We start from the raw sequence: 22966 nt of genomic DNA, 5'->3' as shown, positions 1-22966 counted from the left end.
CGGATTCTCGCGCGACGTCTGCGATGAATACCGTTGGGGGGGTCGACTGTGCAGGCGAGACGGAGGGTGACCCTCGATGCTGGTTGTCAACAAACGGGACATGCAAGGGGCCGAACAGTGCGTGCTCGAATGGATACGGACTTGGAACGGTCAATACGTCATTGTGGGGCTTGCTATTTCGGGGCATCCCATACCCGACGGAAACAACGGCCACCCGGGCGACGCGACACGGCAGACGGACGTGGTGGTCATCACTCCGCGCGCCGTGGTCGTGATCGAAGCCCAGGACAGCGATGCGGAGCCAGCTCCGCTGCGCGACGGCGATCCATTCGACCTGAGCCAGCTGGTGCGCAAGCAGCACCCGGATGCCTTCGTCGACCGGCTGATCGTGGTCGTGCCGCCCGGAGAAGCGGCCGTCACACCGGAGCGCGAATCGCGAAAGTCCGGCGGTACCGTGGTCCTCGGCTCGTCGACGGAGTTGCGCGCCTGGTTCCTTCGAACAGCGAACCGGAAGCTGATCTGGACTGCGGAGCAGGCATACGAACTGCTCGGCGGGCTCGGCCTTTCGCACGTGGTCACGATCGAAGAGCTTGTGGCCGAGGGATTTCCGTCGCAAACCGGACGACCTGAGCGTCCGGCATCGAAGGTGCTGGTGCAAGCCTATGCGTCGGTAGGGGTCGGCGCCGTCGAACTTCCCGACGACCCTCGTATGTCGTCGGAGAGGTCACCGGTCAGGACTCCATTCCCGCCATGGCTGCCGACCGAGATCGACGAGGAGCCGTCGGAAAGCGTGGCACGATCGCGCGAAATCGAGCCGCACGCCCTGGCATCCGCGCCGCCGCAGCCAAAGTCGCAGCCGGTGGACCATCCGAACGCGATATACGCGCAGTCGGATCCACAGTTGTCCTCGGCATTCACCGACAGTTGGTCGTCGTGGATCGAGTCCGATGAATCGTCGGACAAGCCGCCGTCCCGCCGTGATCTCGACCGCCGAGGTCGTCGGCACCGAGAGCCGCGCCTGCGGAATTGGTTGCCGAAACCGACCCCGCCGATTCTTGTGGCAACGGCTGCACCACAGCATCACCCTTTGGCCTCGGTTGGGCCGGAACCTGGATCGGCGGAAGAGCCGCACCGTAGGACCGAGACCGGGTCAGTGTCGGACAGTGAGCCGCAGTCATTGTCAACGGCACCGGCCCAACCTCCGGTGATGGTTGGGGCGCAGCCGGTTTCGGAGCAAGCACCGCAGCGTTCACCGGCGTCTGAGTCGCAACCGACGATGGCCCAGCCGCGACCTGTGCGATTGTCGCAGCCAGCCGAGGCACCCGCCGCCGCGCATCCGCGTCGGGCTACGGCTCCTCGGCTGGCGTCCACGGCGCGCCGCTGCCTCATCGCCGTGGCCGCCACAGGGACGAAACTCATCGCGGGCCTGCCGCAACTGCTCGCAACGGCGGTGGTGGCCGGGGCGATAATCGCCACGACCTGGTTACTCATCTCCGAAGGGATGCACCCGAAACCGACTGTCGTCGAGCCGCGTCCGAAATCGAGCACCGAACCGGCCGGGCAGCTGAAACAGCCAGCCACGTCCGAGCCACCTGCGGCACGGTGTTTCCCATTCCAACAGCAGTGCTGATCGACGCTGTCGTCAGAGCCGCCATGTCATAGTGACCCGCAGCGAATTCGCGGTCCTAGACCGTGAAGCCCAAGGCGCGCAGTTGCTCTCGACCGTCTTCGGTGATCTTGTCGGGCCCCCACGGGGGCATCCAGACCCAGTTGATCTTGAGGTCTTCGACCAGACCTGAACGGACCAGTGCGTTGCGGGATTGGTCCTCGATGACATCGGTCAGCGGGCAGGCCGCGGAGGTGAGGGTCATATCGAGGGTGGCGATATTGTCCTGGTCGACGCTCACGCCGTAGACCAGACCGAGGTCGACGACATTGATGCCGAGTTCGGGGTCGACTACGTCGCGCATCGCCTCCTCGATGTCCTCGAGCTGTTTGATGTCCTCGGCCGAAAGTTCAACCTGCTCGGTCGTTTCGATGGCCGGTGTCTCACTCATGACGTTTTTCCATTCGTGGAGATATCGCTGCCCATGGTCCGCTTGGCCTCTTGCGCGGAGGTTATCCGGATCACCGCATCCTTGAACGCCAGCCAGCCGAGCAGTGCGCATTTGACCCGCGCCGGGTACTTGGACACTCCGCTCAACGCGATACCGTCGCCGATCATGTCCTCGTCGCCCTCGACGGTGCCGCGGCTGGAGATCATCTCGTTGTACGAGTCGACCACCTTCAGCGCCTGCTGCACCGGCAGACCGATCACCTGATCGGTGAGGATCGAGGTGGCGGCCTGACTGATCGAACAGCCCTGGCCGTCATAGGACACATCGGCGACGTCACCGTTGTCGTCGAGCTGCACGCGCAAGGTCACCTCGTCACCGCAGGTCGGGTTGACGTGGTGCACCTCGGCACCGAACGGCTCCCGTAGCCCGCGATGATGCGGGTGCTTGTAGTGATCCAGGATCACTTCCTGGTACATCTGCTCCATGCGCATGTCTTATGCAACTCCGAAGAAGCTCTGGGCCTTCCGCACCGCGGCTACCAGCTGGTCTACCTCATCGAGAGTGTTGTAAACCGCGAAAGACGCACGGGCGGTGGCCGGCACGCCGAGACGACGCATCAGCGGCCAAGCGCAGTGGTGGCCCACGCGCACGGCGACGCCCTCGTCGTCCAGAATCTGCCCGACGTCATGGGCGTGGATGCCCTCGACCACGAACGACACCGCTGCGCCGCGATCGATATTCTCGGTCGGTCCGACGATCCGCACGCCCGCGATCGCCGCGAGTCCCTCCAGTGCCGCACCGGTGAGCGTGTGCTCGTGTGCCGCAACGGCTTCCATCCCGATCTGTTCGAGATATCGCACGGCCGCGCCCAATCCGACCACCTGCGAGGTCATCGGCACACCGGCCTCGAAACGCTGTGGCGGCGGCGCGTAAGTGCTGCCCTCCATGGTGACGGTCTCGATCATCGAACCGCCGGTGATGAACGGCGGGGTCTCCTCGAGCAGCGCGCGCCGCCCGTAGAGCACGCCGACACCGGACGGTCCGAGCATCTTGTGCCCGGAGAACGCCGCGAAATCGACACCCAGCTCACGGAAGTTCACCGGCGTATGCGGTACCGACTGGCAGGCGTCCAGCACCGTGAGCGCGCCGACTTCCTTTGCCCGACGCACCAATTCGGCGACGTCGGTGACCGCACCGGTCACATTCGACTGGTGGGTGAACGCGACGACCTTGGTGGCAGGCGACAACTCGAGCGAATCGAGATCGATCCGGCCGTCCTCGGTGATGCCGTACCACTTCAGAGTGGCACCGGTACGGCGCGCGAGTTCCTGCCACGGCACGAGATTCGCGTGGTGTTCGAGCTCGGTGATGACGACCTCGTCGCCGGGACCCACGTGGTACGGGAACCGGTCGTCGGCGAACGAGTAGGTCACCAGGTTCAGCGATTCGGTCGCGTTCTTGGTGAATACGATCTCATCCGCGTCCACGCCGACGAATCGGCCGATATCGGCACGCGCGCCCTCGTACGCGTCGGTCGCCTCCTCGGCGAGCTGGTGCGCACCGCGATGCACCGCCGAATTGCTCTCGGTCAGGAACTGCCGTTCCGCGTCCAGTACCGCGAGCGGACGCTGCGAGGTCGCGCCGGAGTCCAGGTACACCAACGGTTTCCCGTCCCGAACCGTGCGGCTCAGGATCGGGAAGTCGGCCCGGATCCGGGCGACGTCGAGGGTACGGACCGTGGCGGTCATATCAGGCTCCAGCGGTTGCGGACTCGGGGACGGCAGTCGGCGAAGCCGACGAGGTGGGTGAGCTCTGAGTGAAGCGGACGTAGCCATTCGCGTCGAGTTCCTCGGCCAGTTCGGCGCCGCCCTCGGCGACGATGCGACCGCCGACGAATACGTGCACGAATTCGGGCTGGATGTAGCGCAGGATGCGGGTGTAGTGCGTGATCAGCAGCACGCCGCCGTTCTCGCGCTCCTTGTAGCGGTTGACGCCCTCGGAGACGATGCGCAGCGCGTCGACGTCCAGGCCGGAGTCGGTCTCGTCCAGGATGGCGATCTTCGGCTTGAGCAGGCCCAGCTGCAGGATCTCGTGGCGCTTCTTCTCACCGCCGGAGAAACCCTCGTTCACGCTGCGCTCGGCGAAGGCGGCGTCGATTTCCAGCTCGCTCATCGACTCCTTCACCTCCTTGACCCAGGTGCGCAGCTTGGGGGCCTCGCCGCGGACCGCGGTGGCGGCGGTGCGCAGGAAGTTCGACATCGAGACACCAGGCACCTCGACCGGGTACTGCATGGCCAGGAACAGACCCGCGCGCGCCCGCTCGTCGACGGACATCGCGAGGACGTCCTCGCCATCGAGGGTGATCGAGCCGGAGGTCACCGTGTACTTCGGGTGTCCGGCGATCGCGTACGACAGGGTCGACTTGCCGGAGCCGTTCGGGCCCATGATGGCGTGGGTCTCACCGGAGGAGATGGTGAGGTTCACGCCCTTGAGGATCTTGATGGGCTCGCCGGACTCGTCCGGGTTCGCGACCTCGACGTGCAGGTCCTTGATTTCCAGGGTGGTCATCGAATTCGAGTTCCTTTGTGGGGGTAGATGGTTCGGGTATCAGACGCCGATCGCGGCGAGCTCGGCCTCGATGGCCGACTCCAGCCGCTCCCGGATCTCGGGGACCGCGATCTTCTGGATGATCTCGTGGAAGAAGCCGCGCACCACCAGACGGCGGGCCGCATCCTCCGGGATACCGCGAGCACGCAGGTAGAACAGCTGCTCGTCGTCGAAACGACCGGTCGCGGATGCGTGTCCGGCACCGACGATCTCACCGGTCTCGATCTCCAGGTTCGGCACCGAATCGGCACGCGCGCCGTCGGTGAGCACCAGATTGCGGTTCACCTCGAAGGTGTCGGTGCCCTCGGCGGCGGCGCGGATGAGCACGTCACCGACCCACACCGTGCGGGCATCACCCTTGGGCGAATGCGGATCGCCTTGCAGCGCACCCTTGTACAGCACATTGGACTTGCAGTGCGGTACCGCGTGGTCGACGAGCAGGCGCTGCTCGAAGTGCTGACCGGCGTCGGCGAAGTAGAGGCCGAGCAGTTCGGCGTCGCCGCCCGGACCGTCGTAGCGGACGTTCGCGGTGAGACGCACCAGATCGCCGCCGAGTGTTACCGCGATATGCCGCAGGGTGGCGTCGCGACCGAGCTCGGCGTGGTGCGCGGTGGTGTTCACGGCATCATCGGCCCAGTCCTGGACCGCGACGACGGTCAGCTTGGCGCTGTCACCCAGCACGAATTCGACGTTCTCAGCGTAGGTTCCGCTGCCGCGCTGGTCGATGACCACTGTGGCGACGGCGAAATTGCCGAGGCGAATCTGCAGGTGCCCGTAGGCGGTCTTGCCCTCGCCTGGACCTGTGACCGTGACGACTACCGCCTCGGCGACCTCGGTCTCCGCACCGACCGACACGACCGTCGCCGACTCGAAGCCGGAGTATGCCTGGGCGGCGACACGATCCGACGGCACACCGGCTGCGCCGAGACGAGAGTCGGTGCGCGCCACCGTCTCCACGTTCACTCCGGCGACCGAGGAGACCTCGACCGTGGCCTTGCCGTCGCGGACCGCGGTGCCGTCGTGCAGACCGCGCAGTCGACGCAGCGGGGTGAACCGCCACGCCTCGTCCTTGCCCGTAGGCACCTCGAAGGCGTTCACGTCGTAGGAGGTGAAGACCTCACCCTTGTTGGTCGCGGCTCCTGCGCCCGGGTTCTGAATCGGCTTGGCCGTGGGATTCTCGCCCTCGACCGCTCCAATTACGCCAGTCGCCATCAGCCAACGGCCCCTTCCATCTGCAGCTCGATGAGCCGGTTCAGTTCCAGTGCGTATTCCATAGGCAGTTCCTTGGCGATGGGCTCGACGAAGCCGCGCACCACCATCGCCATTGCCTCGTCTTCGGTCATGCCGCGGCTCATCAGGTAGAACAGCTGGTCCTCGGAGACCTTGGAGACAGTCGCCTCATGGCCCATCGTCACGTCGTCCTCGCGGATGTCGACGTACGGGTAGGTGTCGGAGCGACTGATCGTATCGACGAGCAGCGCATCGCATTTCACGGTCGACTTGGAGCCGTGCGCTCCCTTGTTCACCTGCACCAAGCCGCGGTAGGAGGCCCGGCCACCGCCACGCGCCACCGACTTGCTGATGATGGTTGAGGAGGTGTGCGGCGCCAAGTGCAGCATCTTCGCACCGGTGTCCTGGTGCTGACCGGGACCGGCGAAGGCCACCGACAGAACCTCACCACGGGCGTACTCACCGGTCATCCAGACGGCCGGGTACTTCATGGTGACCTTGGAGCCGATGTTGCCGTCGACCCACTCCATGGTCGCGCCCGCCTCGGCCTTGGCCCGCTTGGTGACCAGGTTGAAGACGTTGTTCGACCAGTTCTGGATGGTGGTGTAGCGGCAGCGGCCGCCCTTCTTCACGATGATCTCGACCACCGCGGAGTGCAGCGAATCGGACTTGTAGATCGGCGCGGTGCAGCCCTCGACGTAGTGCACGTAGGCGTCCTCGTCGACGATGATCAGCGTCCGCTCGAACTGACCCATGTTCTCGGTGTTGATCCGGAAGTAGGCCTGCAGCGGAATGTCGACGTGCACGCCCGGCGGCACGTAGATGAACGAACCACCCGACCACACGGCGGTATTCAGCGCGGAGAATTTGTTGTCACCGGCCGGGATGACCGTGCCGAAGTACTGCTCGAAGATCTCCGGGTGCTCACGCAGACCGGTGTCGGTGTCCAGGAAGATGACGCCCTGCTTCTCCAGATCCTCGCGGATGGAGTGGTAGACGACCTCGGACTCGTACTGCGCAGCGACACCGGCAACCAGACGCTGCTTCTCCGCCTCCGGGATGCCCAGCTTGTCGTAGGTGTTCTTGATGTCCTCGGGCAGGTCTTCCCAGCTCTCCGCCTGCTTCTCGCTGGAGCGCACGAAGTACTTGATGTTGTCGAAGTCGATGCCGTCCAGGTTCGAGCCCCAGTTCGGCATGGGCTTGCGATCGAAGATGCGCAGTGCCTTCAGCCGGTGCTCGAGCATCCAGTCGGACTCGTTCTTCTTGGCCGAGATGTCGCGGACGACAGCCTCGGACAGGCCTCGTTGCGCACTGGCACCGGCCACATCCGAATCGGCCCAGCCGTAACCGTATTTGCCCAGGGAAGCAATGGTTTCTTCCTGAGTGAGCGGTTGCACCTGGTCGGTGGTCGTCGTCATTCGGCACTCCTTCCGGAGTCGTTCGTACGTACCGCTGCGGGCTGTGCAGCGGTTTTATGGGAAGCGTTATCGGTGATAGGGAGAACGAACAGCGGCACATGGGTAGTGCACGCGCAGTCGCCGTTGGCGATCGTCGCAAGTCGCTGGACGTGGGTTCCGAGCAGGTCCCGGAAAGCCTCGAGTTCCGCCTCGCACAACTGCGGGAATTCTTCGGCGACGTGGGCCACCGGGCAGTGGTGCTGGCAGATCTGTACGCCCGCGCCGACCTTGCGGGTGGACGCGGCGAATCCGGCGTCGGTGAAGGCCTCGGCGATCTCGTCCGCCTTGGCGGTGGTGGTTTCGGGGGTGTGCTCGGCGACCGGTTCGATGCCCTCGACGATGGTCCGCGCCCGCTCGCGCGCGAAATCGGCAATAGCCTGTTCGCCGCCGATCTCACCGAGCTGGCGAATCGCCGCCCCCGCCAGATCGTCGTAGGCGTGGCCGAGCCGTCCCCGGCCCACGGCCGTCAACTGATATTGCTTGGCGGGGCGGCCGCGACCCTTCTGCTGCCACGGCGCCGAGCGACTGGCCCGCGCCTGACCGGATTCGATCAGTGCGTCCAGGTGCCTACGGACACCGGCCGGCGTCAGGCCGAGCTTGGTGCCGATCGCGGTCGCGGTGATCGGACCCTCTTCGAGCAGCAGCTGGACCACGGCGGCACGAGTATGTCCTTCACCACCCGTGACCAGGGGCGCGGGCGCAGCAACGGGCCCGGCACCGGTGCGGCGACCGGTCCCTCGATCCTCGTCGTGCGGTAAACCCACGGTTTTCACAACACCAGTGTGACGGAATTCGTTCCCGGAATCTAATAAGGGTGCCCTGAGTTGACCGGGCCGATGACCTGCACCGGAGCGCTTTTCCGGCGGTGTTCGGAGGCAACAGGTTCACCACCTGCGGGTCTCGCGCGACGACCAGCCCGAGCACCCGACAGAATTACAAGTGCGATTTAGGCCACACATCGGTGCCGAAAATCCGTCAGTGCGCGACGACCAGCTTCTTCGGGAACGTGAGCAGCGCTTCGACGGCGTGATCCAATCGATGGCAACAGTGGCCACAAGCGACGGCCGAAAGCAGTGCGAACAAGCCCCGCAGTCGGTTCCGCGGAGCACCGGATACGCCGGTGGCATCGGCTACGCTGACCGCGTGATGTCAGGCGAACACGGCGAACCAGGGGTCGAACGCAGCCGATCGACCACCTCGGGCACCCTGACTCGCCTGCGTCGGACCTCACCGATCAGTACTGCCGTTTCGCTGGGGCGTCGGATCATCGGCCTGGATGTTGCGCCCGACCACACCGTCGGCGAAACCCTGCACATCAACGAGCCCGAAGCCGCCGAACTCAACCCGCAGGAGACCGCGCAACTGCGCCGGGTCCGTCTGTTGGGCGCGACGGGTTCGGTGATGATGGCCATCGGCGCGCTCGGTCTCGGCGCCCAACCCACGCTGCAGAATCCGACCTACGGCAAGGCGATTCTCGGGCTGCCCGCGCGTGTGCACAATTCGGGGCTGGCGACGACCATGGTCGGCACGGTTATCGTGATGCTGGCCTGGCTGCTGCTCGGCCGATTCGCACTCGGCTTACAGTCCAACCGCATTCGCCGTATCAGCCGATCGCAACTGGACCGTACGCTGCTGCTGTGGATCATCCCGCTATCGGTCGCGCCGCCGATGTTCAGCCAGGATGTGTATTCCTATCTGGCCCAGGGCGAGATCGCGGCGAGTGGACTCGATCCCTATGACGTCGGCCCGGTACAGGGGCTCGGCCAAGACCACATTCTGACGCGCAGCGTGCCCAATATCTGGCAGAATTCGCCCGCGCCATATGGCCCGCTCTCGATTTGGCTGGGCAAGGGCATCGCCGAAATCGTCGGCGACAATATGCTCGCCGGTGTGCTGCTGCACCGCATGCTTGCGCTACTCGGCGTGGCCTGCATCGTCTGGGCACTGCCCCGACTGGCACAGCGGTGTCGAGTATCGCCCGTGGCCGCCTTGTGGCTCGGCGCCGTGAACCCACTCGTGATATTCCACCTGGTATCCGGTGTGCACAACGAGGCCATGATGCTCGGCCTGATGCTGGTCGGGTTGGAATACTGTCTGGCCGCCCTGAGCAATATCGGCCCGATGCGCGGACACGCACTCGTGCTGCTTCTATCGGGCACCACGCTGATCGCGCTGTCCGCCATGGTCAAGATTCCATCGATGCTGGCTCTGGCATTCGTGTGGATGGCATTGAGCCGAAAATGGGGCGGCGATTGGCGTGCGGTGCTCAGAGCCGCGCTATTCCTCGGTTGTGTCACCGGCGCCGTCATGCTCGCGGTATGTCTGGGTAGCGGTCTCGGTTTCGGCTGGATAGACACACTGACCATGGCCAACTCGGTGCGCAGTTGGATGTCGCTGCCCACCGCGCTCGGTGTAGCCACCGGATTCGGCGGCGTCCTACTGGGATTGGGCGACCACACCACCGCGCTGCTGAGCATCACCCGACCGATCGCGGCGATCGCGGCCGCACTGGTCGTGGTGCGGCTCATGGTGGCCACCTGGCGAGGTCGGCTGCATCCGGTCGGCGCTCTCGGCGTCGCCTTCGGCGCGGTCGTCCTGCTGTTTCCGGTGGTGCAGCCCTGGTATCTGCTCTGGGGCATCGTCCCGCTGGCGGCCTGGGCGAGCCGGCCCGCCTTCCGGGTGCCCGCCACGATCGCTTCCGCGGCGATCAGTGTCATGCTCATGCCCTCGGGCAGCGAAATCCCGCCCTTCGTCCTTATCTACGCGGCGTGCATCACTGTTCTCACCTGCACGCTGATGATCCTGGCGACTCGCAAGTCGCTGCCGTGGCGGCTACACCAGCTCGGCGCCGACACCGCGCCCACCGCGGCCGGTCCTTCCGGACCGCGGAGTTGACGAGGCAGGGGTGTCGTCCGGGTCACATCCCTCGACCGCTTACGGTGTGACACCGTGAGGGAGCGAAGCGAGCGAACAATGGGCACAGCACCCTTGGACGCGACGGAGCCGAGCACCGAGGCGCGATGGTGACCGCAGCCTCGGAACCCGCCGTCTGTATCGACGGCGTCGTCAAGCGCTACGGCGAGACCACCGCCGTCGACGGGATCAGCTTCGCCGTCGAACAGGCACAGGTGCTGGCCCTGCTCGGACCCAACGGGGCGGGCAAGACCACGACGGTCGAAATGTGCGAGGGGTTCAAGACCCCCGATGCCGGTTCGGTCCGGGTGCTCGGACTCGATCCGATCGCCGACTCCGACCGGTTGCGGCCGCGCATCGGCGTCATGCTGCAGGGCGGTGGCGCGTACCCGGGTGCGCGTGCCGGCGAGATGCTCGACCTGGTCGCCGCCTACTCCGCCGATCCGCTCGATCCCGAGTGGTTGCTGAAAACCCTTGGCCTACAGGACAACCGGCGCACACCGTACCGACGGCTCTCCGGCGGCCAGCAGCAGCGGCTCGCACTGGCCTGCGCGCTGGTCGGAAAGCCGGAGATCGTCTTCCTCGACGAACCGACCGCGGGTCTGGACGCACAAGCGCGGCTCATCGTGTGGGAGCTGATCGACGCACTGCGCCGCGACGGCGTCACGGTGCTGCTCACCACACACATGATGGACGAGGCCGAACAACTGGCCGACCAACTGGTGATCATCGATCACGGACAGATCGTCGCCTCCGGGACACCTGCCGAGGTGACCGCACACGGCGCGGCCGGCCAACTGCGCTTCACCGCGCCACCCAAACTCGATCTGCACCTGCTGAAAACAGCCCTGCCGGAAGGCTTCTCGCCGCGCGAGACAACTCCCGGACAATATCTGGTCGAGGGCGAGATCGATCCGCAGGTGCTGGCCACGGTGACCGCGTGGTGTGCGCAGCAGAATGTGCTGGCGACCGATATCCGGATCGATCAGCGTCGGCTCGAGGACGTCTTCCTGGAACTCACCGGACGGGACCTACGCGGATGAATCAGCCAGATCTCGCCGGAAACCGCTTCGCGCCGGGCACTTTCACCCCCGATCCGCGTCCGAGCGGTCGCGTCGCCATGATGACCGCGCAGACCCGGCTCGAGCTGATCCTTTTGCTGCGCAATGGCGAACAGTTGCTGCTCACCATGTTCATTCCGATCACACTGCTTGTCGGGCTCAGCCTGTTGCCGTTCGGGGACCTCGGTGAGGACCGCGTCGACAAGATCGTGCCCGCGGTGATGATGGTGGCGGTGATGTCGACCGCCTTCACCGGACAGGCCATCGCGGTCGGATTCGACCGGCGCTACGGTGCGCTCAAACGCCTCGGGGCCACCCCACTCCCCCGCTGGGGCATTGTGGCGGGCAAGAGCGCCGCGGTACTGATCGTGGTGGTGTTACAGGCAATGCTGTTGGGGGCCATCGGATTCGCGCTCGGCTGGCGACCGGAACTCGCCGGGCTCGGGCTCGGCGCGCTGGTGATCGCGCTCGGCACAGCCACTTTCGCGGCAATGGGTCTGCTGCTCGGCGGCACGCTCAAGGCGGAGATCGTGCTGGCACTGGCGAATATCCTCTGGTTCGTCATGCTCGGCATCGCGAGCATCGTATTCGCCTCCGACGATCTACCCGCAGTGGTGAATGTGCTGGTGCGGTTGGTGCCGTCCGGGGCGCTGGCTGACACGCTGGAAGACGCCATGCGCACCAGCATCGACTGGTTCGGCATCGCCGTCCTCGCCGCATGGGGCGGCATCTCCGCCTTCCTCGCCACCCGATTCTTCCGCTTCGACTAACCCGATCAAGATCAGGTGGAAACGGTGGCGCGGGCTTCTCGACCGACGCCGCCATAGTGTCCACCCGATCTTGTTCGAGCGGAACGACGGGGCGTAGTAGACCGGGTGCGGGTGGTGGGAGGGGCCCGGCTACGATTGCTGGGTGCTGTATCGCGCGTTTCTGCGGCTCGTCGATTTACTTCCGCTGCCCTCGTTGCGGGTGCAGCGATTGATTGCTGTCGCGGTCATCGTGTCCCAGGCGGGGATCGCCGTCACCGGGGCGATCGTGCGGGTCACGGCGTCCGGGCTCGGGTGCCCGACTTGGCCGCAGTGCTTCCCTGGCAGCTTCACCCCGACCGGGGTGGCCGAGGTTCCGGTGCTGCATCAGACCGTCGAGTTCAGCAACCGCATGCTGACATTCGCGGTGACGCTGTGCGCGGCGCTCATCGTGCTCGCCGTCACCCGGGCCCGCCGTCGTCGCGAAGTGCTGGTGTACGCGTGGTTGATGCCGGGCGGCACGGTACTGCAGGCGGTCATCGGCGGTATCACCGTGCGCACCGGTTTGCTGTGGTGGACGGTGTCGGTGCATCTGTTGGCGTCGATGCTGATGGTGTGGGTCGCGGTGGTCATGTTCGCGAAGGTGAGCGAACCCGATGATGGCATCGAGGTGATCCAGGCGCCCGCACCCCTGCGCTGGCTCACCGGGCTGAGCGGTGTCGCGCTCGCCGGTGTCCTCATCGCCGGCACGCTGGTCACCGGCGCCGGACCGCACGCGGGCGATAAGAGCATCGAACGACCGGTCGAACGCCTCCAGGTCGAGATCGTCACGCTGGTCCACCTGCACTCGCAACTGCTGGTCGGCTATCTCGCGCTGCTCATCGGTTTGGCCTTCGGCCTCTTCGCAGTCGGCATCACCCCCGCGGTCCGCACACGCCTGCTCGTCCTGCTCGGGCTGGTGTGCGCCCAATCCCTGGTCGGCGTCGTGCAGTACTTCACCGACGTCCCCGCCGCCCTGGTCGCCACCCACGTCGGGGGCGCCGCAGCCTGCACCGCCGCCACCGCCGCCCTCTGGGCCTCCCTCCGCACCCGCGAACGGGTCTCAGCACCGATCCCCAACTCCACCGAACAGTTGGCATAGCGCTTCCGGCATGCTGTTCGGATGGGACCATCAGCACCGAGTACCGCAGCGCCACAACCGTTCCCGGATATCGAGCCATACGAGCGCGGGCTCCTCGATGTCGGCGACAGGAACCAGGTCTACTGGGAGACCAGCGGCAACCCGGACGGCAAGCCCGCGCTCGTAGTACACGCCGGACCGGGCAGCGGCGGCCAGCGCGGATCACGAAAGTTATTCGACCCCACCGTGTATCGAATGCTACGGCGAATGGTCCGATGATCGGATGCAATTCGGCGGTGGGCGCGGCTAATCTGGCAGGCATGCCGGTCACCGTGCTTGTGCCAGATGATTATGGGGTCGGGATATTGGCTCGGCTCGATGGGATACGGCCGGTGCGGTATGCGCCCGGCGAAGCGCTGCCCGCGGCGGCTGAGTTGGCGGAGGTGCTGATCCCGGCATTTCTGGCGCGGCCCGAGTCGATCGATATGGCCGGACTGCCGGAGTTGCGGTTGGTGCAGATGCTCACGGCCGGTGCCGAACGATGGATCGGTCGGCTACCCGACGGGGTGTTGCTGTCGAACGCGCGGGGTGCGCATGGTGGCAGTTCGGCGGAGTGGGTCGTCGCGGCGCTGCTCACCATTTATCGGGAGCTGACGGAGTTCGCCGATTTGCGGCGCGAACGTCGCTGGTATCAACATCGGACAGATACGTTGGCGGGTAAGCGGATCCTCGGTATCGGCGCGGGTGATCTCGGTATCGAATTGCGCCGCAGGGTCGAAGCTTTCGACGCTACGTTGACGCTGGTGGGCACGACCGCACGCGACGGTGTGCACGGCGTCGACGAATTGCCCCGATTACTCGGCGAATTCGATGTCGTGGTGCTGATGGTTCCGGTGACCGATCAGACCATCGGCATGGTCGATGCCGAATTCCTGGCGAAGATGGCGGACGGTGCGGTGCTGGTGAATGTCGCGCGCGGACCGATCGTGCGGACCGAAGCGTTATTGGCCGAACTCGTTTCGGGGCGATTGCGCGCGGCCCTGGATGTCACCGACCCGGAGCCGCTACCGCCCGACCACCCGCTATGGTCAGCGCCCGGTCTGCTGTTGACACCGCATGTCGCGGGCAGCACCCGCGGCAGTCTCGAACGCGCCTACTCCGTTGTCGCTGCGGAGGTCGCGAGATTTGCGGCTGGCGAGTTACCGAAAAACCTTGTGCGCGGGGATTATTGAGCCCACACGCAGGCACGCCCCCGACTACCCGAACCGCGGGCGAGTGACGCGCGCGAGTGTTCGGGTCAACGCATCCGATGCCAGTTGCCCACGTTCGATCCGCAGACCCGCGTAGCACGGATCGCCGTTGTCGACGAGCTCGACGATCATCGGCTCATCCAATTGCTCTGCGGCGAAGGCGTATATCTGCTCCAACTTCGGCACGATCAGCCCGTAATCGAGCGCCCGTGCCACCCGTCCCTCCAGCGCGAGCACCGCATCGACGGACATATTCGCCAGCGGATACACCTCGGGAAAAACATTGCGCAGGTCGAGAAATAGACGAACCGAGCTGCGGCGCGGATCGGCCGACCAGCCGCCGAGGCCTCCGAGCCGGCCGAGGGCGAGGGTCGGCCGCGCCACCAGGACGTGGGTGAACAGTACCCGCATGAGCGTCACATTGATCATCAACCGTTCGGCGGGCAGTTCGGCCGCCGCCAAACCTTGATGTTCCAGATAACCGGCGACAATGCTGCGATTGTGCGCCCGGTACCACGCAGCGGGCGCAGGGGCGGTAAGGAATTCGAGCCACAGCCGGGCACCGGGCGTCGACGCATCGCGGGCACCGGCATGATGCAGCAGCGCGGCTTCCAGTTTGTCGTGCAGTAGGCGATCGTTGAGGGCCCGCCACCACGGGCTGCCGGTCTCGGCGTGCAGCACGCCGCGGGCGAGTTCCCATTGCAGGAAGGCGATTTCGGCCCGACGGTAGGCGCGGAGTTCCGGTGGATAGAAGCTTTCGGCGAGCGCGACGCGCTGCTGCGCGTCGGCATGCGCGGCACCGACCCGCCGAGCCGCCAGCTCGCTCGCCTTATCCGCGTTCATCGTCCCCTACTTTACGATCCCCCACTCGGAACCAGAGACCCATCATTATTTTGATGCCCCTTATCGGCGATCCTATTGGTGCTTCGATGAACAGGTACCTAACGTCGATATCGCTACGAACTGGCACTCTGGATACGGAACAGTACGTCGCCCAATTCCCCCGATCAGGAGGCACACGATGTCGAAGGTTCTTTTCGTCATGACCGGCGTCGACTACTGGACGCTCGCCGATGGCACCAAACATCCGACCGGCTACTGGGCCGAAGAGGTGGTGGCGCCGTATAAGGCCATCAAGGCGGCGGGTCACCAAATCGTGGTGGCCACTCCCGGCGGTGTCGTGCCGACCGTCGACCAGGGCAGTCTCGCGCCCGAGGTCAACGGCGGCGCGGACGGTGCCGCGCAGATCGCCCGTACCCTGGCCGATGCGGCGGAACTGCGCAGCCCGATCCGGCTCGAGGACGTCGACCTGGCCGACTACGACGCCGTCTACTACCCGGGCGGACACGGCCCGATGGAAGATCTGCCGGTGAACACCGCCTCCGGTGCGTTGCTCAATGCCGCGCTGGCCTCGGGCAAACCACTCGGCGTCGTCTGCCACGCGCCCGCCGCGCTGCTCGCGACCGCCATCGACGGCGATTCCCCGTTCGTCGGCTACCGTCTCACCGGATTCACCAATGCCGAAGAGACCCAGGCCGGATTTGCTGATAAAGCCAAGTGGCTGCTGCAGGATCGGCTGGTCGAGCTCGGCGTCGATTTCCGTGAGGGCGAGCCGTGGGCCCCGCATATCGAGGTCGATCGCAATCTCTACACCGGCCAGAATCCCGCATCGTCGGCACCGCTCGCGGCGGAGATCGTCGAAGCCCTGAGCTGAGTGGCAATGGCCGCTCCGTCAAGGGAGCGAAGCGGCGCCGTTCGAGCATGTCGATCATTTCACGGAGTCGAACGGCGCGCATGGTGTCACCTCGACATTGGCCGAGATCATTCAGCAGGCGGGTGCGCTCACCTCGATTGCGCGCGAATCCATGCTGCCCGCAATGAATCTCAGCACGAACGGGCACCAGAACGGCGCGGTCGAACTCCCGCAATAGACCACGAGTCGGCGGCGATCCACCAACGGCTCGCCGCCGACTCCCGAAGTACCCCTCGGTAAGGGACGTTGGTCCCTTGTTCGACATTCGGCGTCTCTGCGAACGTGATACGTCCGATCGTCTGCAAGCCGAAAGCGAACTACCCGTGACATCGCTGTTGTGGATCGCGCTGCCCTACGGCGCGTTCCTGTCGTTCGTGCTCGGCCACGTGTGGCGCTACCGGCGCGACGGTTTCCGCAGCTACATCCGCTATCCGGAGATGGACCGCAGTCAGCGGCTCGGATCGACAGCATTCCGGTCGGGGGTCTGCCTCATAGTTCTTATCCGCCTGTTCAAGGTGATCACCGCCGAACCGCACGCCCGCCCCGCCGGTGCGCTGCACGTGGTCACCACGATCGTGCAGATCGGCGGTGTCGCCGCGGCCACGGTCGGGGCGGTCTTGCTGTTCCTACCGGATCTGATCGCGGGTCCGTCGCGCCCGGTGATCACCCCGCTGGACCGCATCACTTTCCCGGCCTTGACGGCCGCGCTGCTGTCCGGAGTGATCATCGAATACGATCCGACCACGGTGGCACGCGAATATCGAACCGGCGAAACGCTTTTCGCCTGGTTCCGCTCGCTGTGCACCATCGATCCGTATCCCGAAGCCATGCAGCACGCACCGCTCATCTATCAGGCGCGCGGCTTGATACTGCTGCTGATCCTCGGCATCTGGCCCTTCACCCGGCTCGCAGGCATCTTCGCGGGCCCGATCGTTCGGCTGGTCCTGCGCGCCGTCCCACGCGAGACTCGCGAATCCGACGGCGCGACCACGCGAGCCTGAACGGCCTCAGTTCTCGTTGCGCGCCTTGGGATAACGAGTCTGCCGGGCAACCCAACCGGCCATCTTGGCCCAGTGCCCCTTGCGCGGGGTGACCACCGAAATCAGCTCGCGGTCCCATTCATCGGCCTCGGTGAGGCCGTCGACGGTTTCGACCAATTCCTTAGCGGTCGCCAGATCGTCGACCACACGGTCGCCGAGGACACCATCGGAGCCGACCAGGGTGATGCGCACACCCGCACGGCCGATCGGCTGCAGCACGGCGGTGGCGGAACCGCCGTGCTCGGCGACGAATCCCTTGACCGAATCCACTAGGGAACCCGACAGCTGCACGGGGGCGGCGGCTTCAACACTCATGGCGGCTAGTTTACTGACCGGTACGTTCGGGTCCAGCCCCCGTGGGTGTAGAACGGATCTCATGCGCGCTATTCAGGTTTCCGAGCACGGCGGTCCCGAAGTCCTGAACTACGTCGAGGTGCCCGATCCGCAGATCGGCCCGGATCAGCTGCTCGTCGACACCGCGGCGATCGGCATCAACTTCATCGATACCTATATCCGTACCGGCCGCTACCCGCAGGCGGTCCCCTATATTCCCGGTGCCGAGGGCACCGGCGTGGTGGACGAGGTCGGTGCGAATGTGACCGAATTCGCCGTCGGCGACCGGGTCGCCTGGGCGGCGGCGCCCGGCAGCTATGGCCAGCGGGTCGCGGTACCGGCGGCGGTCGCGGTCAAGGTGCCCGACGGTGTCGACGCACCGGTCGCAGCCTCGGCGCTGCTGCAGGGGATGACCGCGCACTACCTGATCGAATCGATTTACAAGCCCGAACCCGGCGAGACCGTGCTGGTGCACGCGGGCGCGGGTGGGGTGGGCCTTTTGCTCACCCAGCTCGCCGTCGCGCGTGGTGTCCGAGTGATCACCACCGTCTCCTCCGACGCGAAGGAGAAGCTGTCCCGCGAGGCGGGCGCGAGCGAGGTCCTGCGCTACACCGATGATCTCGCCGATCGAGTTCGCGCACTTACCGAGGGCGTCGGAGTCGCGGCCGTATACGACGGTGTCGGCGCGGCCACCTTCGAGGCCGGCCTCGCATCTCTGCGGGTACGCGGCATGCTCGCCCTCTTCGGCGCGGCCAGCGGCCCGGTACCGCCCTTCGATCTGCAGCGCCTCAACCCGGCAGGGTCGCTGTTCGTGACCCGCCCCACGCTGGTGCACTACACCCGAGACCGGGCCGAATTGCTCTGGCGTGCAACCGATATCCTCACCGCGATCGCCGACGGCACGCTGCATGTGCGGATCGGCGCCACATACCCGCTGGCCGAAGCCGAGCAGGCGCATCGCGATCTCGAGGGCCGCAAGACCACCGGCTCGATCGTCCTGCTGCCGTAACCTACGCCAACGGCCGCCCGCCCGGCGCGGCCGTTGGCGCCTTGAATCCATTGCCCAGCAGCCCGATTCACACCCCCGACCGCAACCGAGCCGGTTCCGCCGTCTGGCGGCCGATTCGCGTTCCGACCGCAACCAGATCGGTTCCGCCGCCCGGCACCAGATTCGCCGGATCAGTAGTCCAGTCCGGTCAGACCACGGTAAATGAACCGTGTCAAACCCTCGATCGCCTGCTCGTCGGTCAGCGCGACAGTGCCGTCCTCGACCAGCGCCAACATGCCCTGGGCGACCTGAAACATCATCGCCAGACTGGCATCGATGCTGCTCGGCAGCCGTAATCCCTTGCCGGCCAGGCCATCCAGATGATCGGCGATATCCGCGCGCTGTTCGGCGCCGAAATGTCCGAGCACGCGAGCGAAATCCTCGCTGACGATCGCCGCTTGAGTGATCGCGCGCAGCACGGGCGCATGTTCTCGCGAGAAGGCCCAATACCCGGCGACGTGATACCGCACCGCCTCCGGGTCACTGAAATCGGATTTGTGTTCGGGCTGCTCCGCAAGTTCGTCCCCGGCGCTCGCCAGATCGTTCAGCAGCGCCTGGAGTAGCTCCTCCTTGCTCGCGAAGTGGTTGTAGAACGACCCGGCCGCACGCCCCGCGGCCGCGGTGATGTCGGTGATCTTGGTGTTCAAGTAGCCGCGTTCGGCGAACACCCGCCGCGCCGCATCCTTCAGTGCCTGTTCGGTCTCTGCGGACTTCTCTCGGCGACTCGACGTCACTCGCACCACCTCCTTGACACGAAAACCTACCAACCTCCATACTGAATTCAGATTCAGTGAATTTCAATTCAGATTGGTGAAGATCATGAAAGCAGCAGTTCTGCGCAACGCCGGTGAGGTGCCCGTATACGGCGACTTCGACGACCCGCAGGTGACCGAAGGCCGGGAACTGGTCGAACTGGTGGCGGCGGGCATCCACCCGATCGTTCGATCGCTGGCCGCAGGCACGCACTACGGCAGTACCCACGCCTACCCTCTGATCCCGGGCCTCGACGCGGTGGCACGCACCGCCGACGGCGCACTCGTCTACACCGGTTTTCCGCAGGCCCCCTACGGCACGCTGGCCGAACTCATGGCGGTGCCCACGCGGATGCGGATTCCGCTCCCGACCGGCGCCGAACCCGCGCGAATTGCCGGTGGCCTCAACCCCGGATTGTCCTCGTGGCTGGTCCTGCGCGAACGCCGCGACGCACTGCCCAACCAGCAGCTCGGCACCGTGCTGATCCTCGGCGCCACCGGTGCCGCCGGACTGCTGGCCGTGCAGAACGCCTTCATACTCGGCGCGGACCGGGTGATCGCCGCCGGACGCAATCCGTCGGCACTCGAGCGGGCGACGGAATATGGCGCGAACACGGTCACGCTGCAGGACAACAAGGAGGCCACCGCGTCGGTGCTGGCCGAAGCCCTCGGCACCGAGGCGCCGAGCCTGGTGCTCGACTATGTGTGGGGAGCACCGGCCGAGGCCGCCTTCGCAGCCCTCGGACGCCAAGGCCTGACCGAGGACGACGCGGATATCGCATTCATCCAGATCGGCTCCATGGCAGGTGCCGAGGCGGCCGTTCCGGCGGCGCTGCTGCGCAGCCGTCACATCACGATCTCCGGTAGCGGAGCCGGATCCGTGTCGATGCAGTCGATCCTGGCCGCCATCCCCGAATACATGCAATTGATCGCCGAGGGCCGATTGGACACCGCGGTACAGGAGTTCCCGCTCTCGAAGATCGAAGACGCATGGGTCGCCGCGCAATTCGGCACCGCCCGGGTGGTCGTGGTCCCGGATTGATCAATCGACGGTAAACCGCCAACATGATTCAGTACGGAGAAATCGTGCATACGCAAGTACTCATCGCAGGTGCCGGACCCACCGGCCTCACCCTCGCCATCGACCTGGCCCGCCGCAATATCCCAGTGCGCATCATCGACCGGGCCACCGAATTCTTTGCTGGATCGCGCGGCGACGGTATCCAGCCGCGCACCCTCGAAGTGTTCGACGACCTCGGCGTGCTGGACGCGGTTCGCCGGGCCGGATCACCGACACCGGTCATCCGCGCGTACTCCGGCAATGAATTCGCGGGCGAACATCGGATGGCCGAGCCGGTCGAGCCGACGCCCGCGGTCCCCTACCCCAACCTCTGGGTGCTCGGGCAGTCGCGGACCGAGGCGATCCTGCGCGACCGGCTCGCCGAGTTCGGTGTGCGGGTCGAACTCGCCACGGCGCTGGTCACTTTCGAACAGGACGAGACCGAGGTCAGCGTCGAGTTGGCGCACGACGGCGTCATCGAGACGCTACGTGTCGCCTATCTGGTCGGCGCGGACGGTGGCAAGAGCACGGTCCGCAAGACGCTCGGAGTTCCGTTCGAGGGCACCACCGACGATTCGATCCGCATGTTGCTGGGCGATGTCAGTGCCGACGCACTCGACCACGACTACGGCTACTGGTTCGCGGCGGCCGGTCGCCCGATGGAGGGAATCATATTGTCTCCCTTGCCCGGTGGCAGACAGTTCCAGTTCGGCGCGCCATTGGGCTCCGATGCCGAACCCACTCTCGAGGTGCTGCAAGAGTTCGTCGACCGCTATGCCGAAAATCTGGATATCGTCCTCACCGACCTCACCTGGGCAACTGCGTGGCGGCCGAATATCCGTCTGGCGCAACGGTTCCGAGAGGGTCGGGTATTTCTCGCGGGCGATGCCGCGCATGTGCATCCGCCCACCGGCGGACAGGGCATGAATACCGGTATCCAGGACGCCTACAACCTCGGCTGGAAACTCGCCGCCGCTGTCATGGGCGACGAATCACTGCTGGACAGTTACGAATCCGAGCGCCGCACGGTAGCCGCACGAGTGCTCGGAATCAGTACCGAACTGCTGGACAAGCTGGTCGACGGTGCGCAGGACGCCATGCAGCGCGGCGAGCAGACGCGTCAATTGGATATCAGTTACCGCGATCCCGCCGACGACGGCGTGCTCGTCGCGGGTGACCGCGCACCCGACGCACCGGTCAAAGATGCCGAAGGGCGGCCGATTCGACTGTTCGACCTGTTCCGCGGACCGCATGCGACGCTGCTGTCATTCGGCGAAACCGACGTACAGCCCGAGCCCGGTGTCGAGGTATATACAGTGATCCGACCCGGCGACAAGGCGACTGGACAGTACGTCGTAGATGTCGACGGTCACGCCTTCGCCGCCTATGACGCGGTCGACGGCACCACCGTACGAGTCCGGCCAGACGGATACCTCGGCTGACCTAGCCGAAGAAGCTGCCGATCGTGTCCCATCCGAGCACCGAATCAACCGCGAGACCACAGAACACCACGGCCAGATAGTTGTTGGACTGAAGGAACAGTCGCAGCGGCTTCACCGATTCACCGCGTCGCACACCTGAGTACAGTTGGTGCGCCATGAGCAGGAACCATGCTCCGGCCACGAGCGCGACGGCCGCGTAGACCACACCGGTCGCGGGGACCAGCGCGAGGGTGGTGAGCACGGTGAGCCAGGTGTAGATGACGATCTGCTTGGTGACGGCCTGCTCGGTGGCCACGACCGGCAGCATCGGGACGCCGGCCGCGCGATAGTCCTCCTTGTAGCGCATGGCCAGCGCCCAGGTATGCGGCGGCGTCCAGAAGAAAATGACACCGAACAGCGCGATCGCGGGCCAGCCGATATTTCCGGTCGCCGCCGACCAGCCGACCAACGCCGGCATACATCCGGCCGCGCCACCCCACACAACATTCTGCGAGGTCCGACGCTTGAGGCCGAGGGTGTACACGAAGACGTAGAACAGGATCGTCGCGACGACCAGCAGACCACTGAGCAGATTCGCCTGCCACCACAACCAGGCGAAAGAGCCGATGCCGAGCGTCACCCCGAATACGAAGGCATGTGAGGTCGGCACGGCCTCCCTGGCCAGCGGGCGCTTCGCGGTCCGCTTCATCACCTTGTCGATATCGGCGTCGGCGACACAGTTGAGCGTATTGGCGCTCGCGGCGCCCATCCAACCGCCGAACAGCGTGGCCAGGATCAGTCGGATATCGACGTGTCCGCGGTCGGCCAGCAGCATCGTCGGAATGGTCGCGACCAGCAGCAGCTCGATGACGCGCGGCTTGGTCAACGCGATATAGGCGAGCGGTCGCCGCAATAGTCGGGACAGCAGGCCATCGCCGGTGAACCGGTCGGCCAGCGCCGTCGCGGAGGAGCCGTGTGCGCCATTGCCACCCGGCTGTTGCCCAATCCGCACTATCTCTCCTCGCACGCTGTGCATCGCATCCGGCATGAAACCACTGCCGCGCTCCCCCTGCTCGAGCTGGTGCGAGGCGGCAACTACTACAGACGATGGTAGACCC

General features: G+C 65.6%; 23 protein-coding genes. 12 read left to right on the top strand and 11 right to left on the bottom strand.

Translation table 11 applies throughout. From position 1 onward, the window contains the following. Positions 1-76: 76 nt before the first annotated feature. Positions 77-1630, top strand: coding sequence for a hypothetical protein (locus AB0J47_RS04350; RefSeq protein ID WP_364340363.1), 1554 nt, complete (start codon positions 77-79; stop codon positions 1628-1630). 55 nt (positions 1631-1685) lie between these two features. Here the strand turns inward: AB0J47_RS04350 and AB0J47_RS04345 are convergent, their stop codons facing one another. Genes AB0J47_RS04345 through AB0J47_RS04315 form a run of 7 tightly spaced genes read right to left on the bottom strand, consistent with a single transcriptional unit; the run spans position 1686 to position 8124 of the window. Then, a complete protein-coding gene (locus AB0J47_RS04345; RefSeq protein ID WP_364340361.1) occupies positions 1686-2057 on the bottom strand; it encodes a metal-sulfur cluster assembly factor in 372 nt (123 codons plus the stop codon). Continuing rightward, positions 2054-2548, bottom strand: coding sequence for a Fe-S cluster assembly sulfur transfer protein SufU (gene sufU, locus AB0J47_RS04340; RefSeq protein ID WP_364340359.1), 495 nt, complete (start codon positions 2546-2548; stop codon positions 2054-2056). The genes AB0J47_RS04345 and sufU overlap by 4 nt, the downstream gene beginning before the upstream one ends. Before the next feature lie 3 nt (positions 2549-2551). After that, positions 2552-3805, bottom strand: a complete 1254-nt coding sequence (locus AB0J47_RS04335) for a cysteine desulfurase (protein ID WP_364340357.1) — start codon at positions 3803-3805, stop codon at positions 2552-2554. Between the two features lies 1 nt (position 3806). Beyond that, positions 3807-4625, bottom strand: a complete 819-nt coding sequence (gene sufC / locus AB0J47_RS04330; protein WP_364340355.1) for a Fe-S cluster assembly ATPase SufC — start codon at positions 4623-4625, stop codon at positions 3807-3809. A 39-nt stretch (positions 4626-4664) separates the two neighbouring features. Continuing rightward, positions 4665-5876, bottom strand: coding sequence for a Fe-S cluster assembly protein SufD (gene sufD, locus AB0J47_RS04325; RefSeq protein WP_364340353.1), 1212 nt, complete (start codon positions 5874-5876; stop codon positions 4665-4667). Next, on the bottom strand, positions 5876-7312 hold the full coding sequence (gene sufB / locus AB0J47_RS04320; protein ID WP_364340351.1) for a Fe-S cluster assembly protein SufB: 1437 nt from the start codon (positions 7310-7312) through the stop codon (positions 5876-5878). Before sufB ends, sufD begins: the two co-directional genes overlap by 1 nt. Then, the gene (locus AB0J47_RS04315; protein WP_364340349.1) at positions 7309-8124 is read right to left on the bottom strand and encodes a metalloregulator ArsR/SmtB family transcription factor; all 816 of its coding nucleotides are present in this window, start codon (positions 8122-8124) and stop codon (positions 7309-7311) included. The genes sufB and AB0J47_RS04315 overlap by 4 nt, the downstream gene beginning before the upstream one ends. Positions 8125-8329: 205 nt before the next feature. On the opposite strand from AB0J47_RS04315, the gene mptB reads away from it, so the two are divergent. The 6 genes from mptB to AB0J47_RS04285 all read left to right on the top strand — a co-directional run bounded on the left by mptB (position 8330) and on the right by AB0J47_RS04285 (position 14423). Beyond that, positions 8330-10246 (top strand): polyprenol phosphomannose-dependent alpha 1,6 mannosyltransferase MptB, encoded by a 1917-nt coding sequence (mptB, locus tag AB0J47_RS04310; protein ID WP_364340347.1) that lies wholly within the window; start codon positions 8330-8332, stop codon positions 10244-10246. 128 nt (positions 10247-10374) lie between these two features. Next, a complete protein-coding gene (locus AB0J47_RS04305) occupies positions 10375-11307 on the top strand; it encodes an ABC transporter ATP-binding protein (RefSeq protein ID WP_364340345.1) in 933 nt (310 codons plus the stop codon). Continuing rightward, a complete protein-coding gene (locus AB0J47_RS04300) occupies positions 11304-12095 on the top strand; it encodes an ABC transporter permease (protein WP_364340343.1) in 792 nt (263 codons plus the stop codon). The genes AB0J47_RS04305 and AB0J47_RS04300 overlap by 4 nt, the downstream gene beginning before the upstream one ends. Positions 12096-12237: 142 nt before the next feature. Next, complete coding sequence (locus AB0J47_RS04295) at positions 12238-13212, top strand: heme A synthase (protein WP_364340341.1); 975 nt, start codon at positions 12238-12240, stop codon at positions 13210-13212. Between the two features lie 21 nt (positions 13213-13233). Further along, a complete protein-coding gene (locus AB0J47_RS04290; RefSeq protein WP_364340339.1) occupies positions 13234-13470 on the top strand; it encodes a hypothetical protein in 237 nt (78 codons plus the stop codon). Positions 13471-13511: 41 nt separating this feature from the next. Beyond that, positions 13512-14423 carry a 2-hydroxyacid dehydrogenase gene (locus AB0J47_RS04285; protein ID WP_364340337.1) on the top strand — a complete coding sequence of 304 codons (912 nt, stop codon included), beginning with the start codon at positions 13512-13514 and terminating at the stop codon, positions 14421-14423. A 24-nt stretch (positions 14424-14447) separates the two neighbouring features. On the opposite strand, the gene AB0J47_RS04280 is transcribed toward AB0J47_RS04285, so the two are convergent. Further along, on the bottom strand, positions 14448-15284 hold the full coding sequence (locus AB0J47_RS04280; RefSeq protein ID WP_364340335.1) for a hypothetical protein: 837 nt from the start codon (positions 15282-15284) through the stop codon (positions 14448-14450). 178 nt (positions 15285-15462) lie between these two features. Between AB0J47_RS04280 and AB0J47_RS04275 the strand changes: the two genes are divergently transcribed. Next, positions 15463-16155 carry a type 1 glutamine amidotransferase domain-containing protein gene (locus tag AB0J47_RS04275; protein ID WP_364340333.1) on the top strand — a complete coding sequence of 231 codons (693 nt, stop codon included), beginning with the start codon at positions 15463-15465 and terminating at the stop codon, positions 16153-16155. Positions 16156-16517: 362 nt separating this feature from the next. Further along, positions 16518-17195 (top strand): respiratory nitrate reductase subunit gamma, encoded by a 678-nt coding sequence (locus AB0J47_RS04270; protein WP_364340331.1) that lies wholly within the window; start codon positions 16518-16520, stop codon positions 17193-17195. A gap of 6 nt (positions 17196-17201) precedes the next feature. Here the strand turns inward: AB0J47_RS04270 and AB0J47_RS04265 are convergent, their stop codons facing one another. Further along, positions 17202-17549: a hypothetical protein gene (locus AB0J47_RS04265; RefSeq protein WP_364340329.1), complete on the bottom strand. Its 348-nt coding sequence runs from the start codon at positions 17547-17549 to the stop codon at positions 17202-17204. Positions 17550-17610: 61 nt separating this feature from the next. Here AB0J47_RS04265 and AB0J47_RS04260 point away from each other — a divergent pair, with 61 nt between their 5' ends. After that, a complete protein-coding gene (locus AB0J47_RS04260; protein ID WP_364340327.1) occupies positions 17611-18576 on the top strand; it encodes a quinone oxidoreductase in 966 nt (321 codons plus the stop codon). 170 nt (positions 18577-18746) lie between these two features. Here the strand turns inward: AB0J47_RS04260 and AB0J47_RS04255 are convergent, their stop codons facing one another. Further along, entirely contained in the window at positions 18747-19349 is a 603-nt protein-coding gene (locus AB0J47_RS04255; RefSeq protein ID WP_364340325.1) for a TetR/AcrR family transcriptional regulator, read from the bottom strand. An 85-nt stretch (positions 19350-19434) separates the two neighbouring features. On the opposite strand from AB0J47_RS04255, the gene AB0J47_RS04250 reads away from it, so the two are divergent. Together AB0J47_RS04250 and AB0J47_RS04245 are read left to right on the top strand one after the other, a co-directional pair. Continuing rightward, positions 19435-20409 (top strand): zinc-binding alcohol dehydrogenase family protein, encoded by a 975-nt coding sequence (locus AB0J47_RS04250; protein WP_364340324.1) that lies wholly within the window; start codon positions 19435-19437, stop codon positions 20407-20409. Positions 20410-20453: 44 nt separating this feature from the next. Then, positions 20454-21869, top strand: coding sequence for an FAD-dependent monooxygenase (locus AB0J47_RS04245; RefSeq protein ID WP_364340322.1), 1416 nt, complete (start codon positions 20454-20456; stop codon positions 21867-21869). A gap of 1 nt (position 21870) precedes the next feature. Here AB0J47_RS04245 and AB0J47_RS04240 read toward each other — a convergent pair whose 3' ends face one another. Beyond that, the gene (locus AB0J47_RS04240) at positions 21871-22860 is read right to left on the bottom strand and encodes a heme o synthase (RefSeq protein WP_364340320.1); all 990 of its coding nucleotides are present in this window, start codon (positions 22858-22860) and stop codon (positions 21871-21873) included. Positions 22861-22966 lie beyond the last annotated feature (106 nt).

The sequence above is a fragment of the Nocardia sp. NPDC049737 genome, from assembly GCF_040674755.1.
In the GTDB taxonomy this organism is placed as follows: domain Bacteria; phylum Actinomycetota; class Actinomycetes; order Mycobacteriales; family Mycobacteriaceae; genus Nocardia.
Note: the sequence above shows the minus strand (reverse complement) of the source record. Positions and strands in the feature narration are given on the sequence as shown.

Bases quoted from the DNA above. Each gene is read 5' to 3' on its own strand.
- AB0J47_RS04290 (WP_364340339.1), top strand. From the start codon at position 13,234: ATGGGACCATCAGCACCGAGTACCGCAGCGCCACAACCGTTCCCGGAT.
- AB0J47_RS04345 (WP_364340361.1), bottom strand. From the start codon at position 2,057: ATGAGTGAGACACCGGCCATCGAAACGACCGAGCAGGTTGAACTTTCG.
- sufB (WP_364340351.1), bottom strand. From the start codon at position 7,312: ATGACGACGACCACCGACCAGGTGCAACCGCTCACTCAGGAAGAAACC.
- AB0J47_RS04350 (WP_364340363.1), top strand. From the start codon at position 77: ATGCTGGTTGTCAACAAACGGGACATGCAAGGGGCCGAACAGTGCGTG.
- AB0J47_RS04265 (WP_364340329.1), bottom strand. From the start codon at position 17,549: ATGAGTGTTGAAGCCGCCGCCCCCGTGCAGCTGTCGGGTTCCCTAGTG.
- AB0J47_RS04275 (WP_364340333.1), top strand. From the start codon at position 15,463: ATGTCGAAGGTTCTTTTCGTCATGACCGGCGTCGACTACTGGACGCTC.
- AB0J47_RS04300 (WP_364340343.1), top strand. From the start codon at position 11,304: ATGAATCAGCCAGATCTCGCCGGAAACCGCTTCGCGCCGGGCACTTTC.
- AB0J47_RS04285 (WP_364340337.1), top strand. From the start codon at position 13,512: ATGCCGGTCACCGTGCTTGTGCCAGATGATTATGGGGTCGGGATATTG.
- AB0J47_RS04250 (WP_364340324.1), top strand. From the start codon at position 19,435: ATGAAAGCAGCAGTTCTGCGCAACGCCGGTGAGGTGCCCGTATACGGC.
- sufU (WP_364340359.1), bottom strand. From the start codon at position 2,548: ATGCGCATGGAGCAGATGTACCAGGAAGTGATCCTGGATCACTACAAG.
- AB0J47_RS04335 (WP_364340357.1), bottom strand. From the start codon at position 3,805: ATGACCGCCACGGTCCGTACCCTCGACGTCGCCCGGATCCGGGCCGAC.
- sufD (WP_364340353.1), bottom strand. From the start codon at position 5,876: ATGGCGACTGGCGTAATTGGAGCGGTCGAGGGCGAGAATCCCACGGCC.
- AB0J47_RS04280 (WP_364340335.1), bottom strand. From the start codon at position 15,284: ATGAACGCGGATAAGGCGAGCGAGCTGGCGGCTCGGCGGGTCGGTGCC.
- sufC (WP_364340355.1), bottom strand. From the start codon at position 4,625: ATGACCACCCTGGAAATCAAGGACCTGCACGTCGAGGTCGCGAACCCG.
- AB0J47_RS04260 (WP_364340327.1), top strand. From the start codon at position 17,611: ATGCGCGCTATTCAGGTTTCCGAGCACGGCGGTCCCGAAGTCCTGAAC.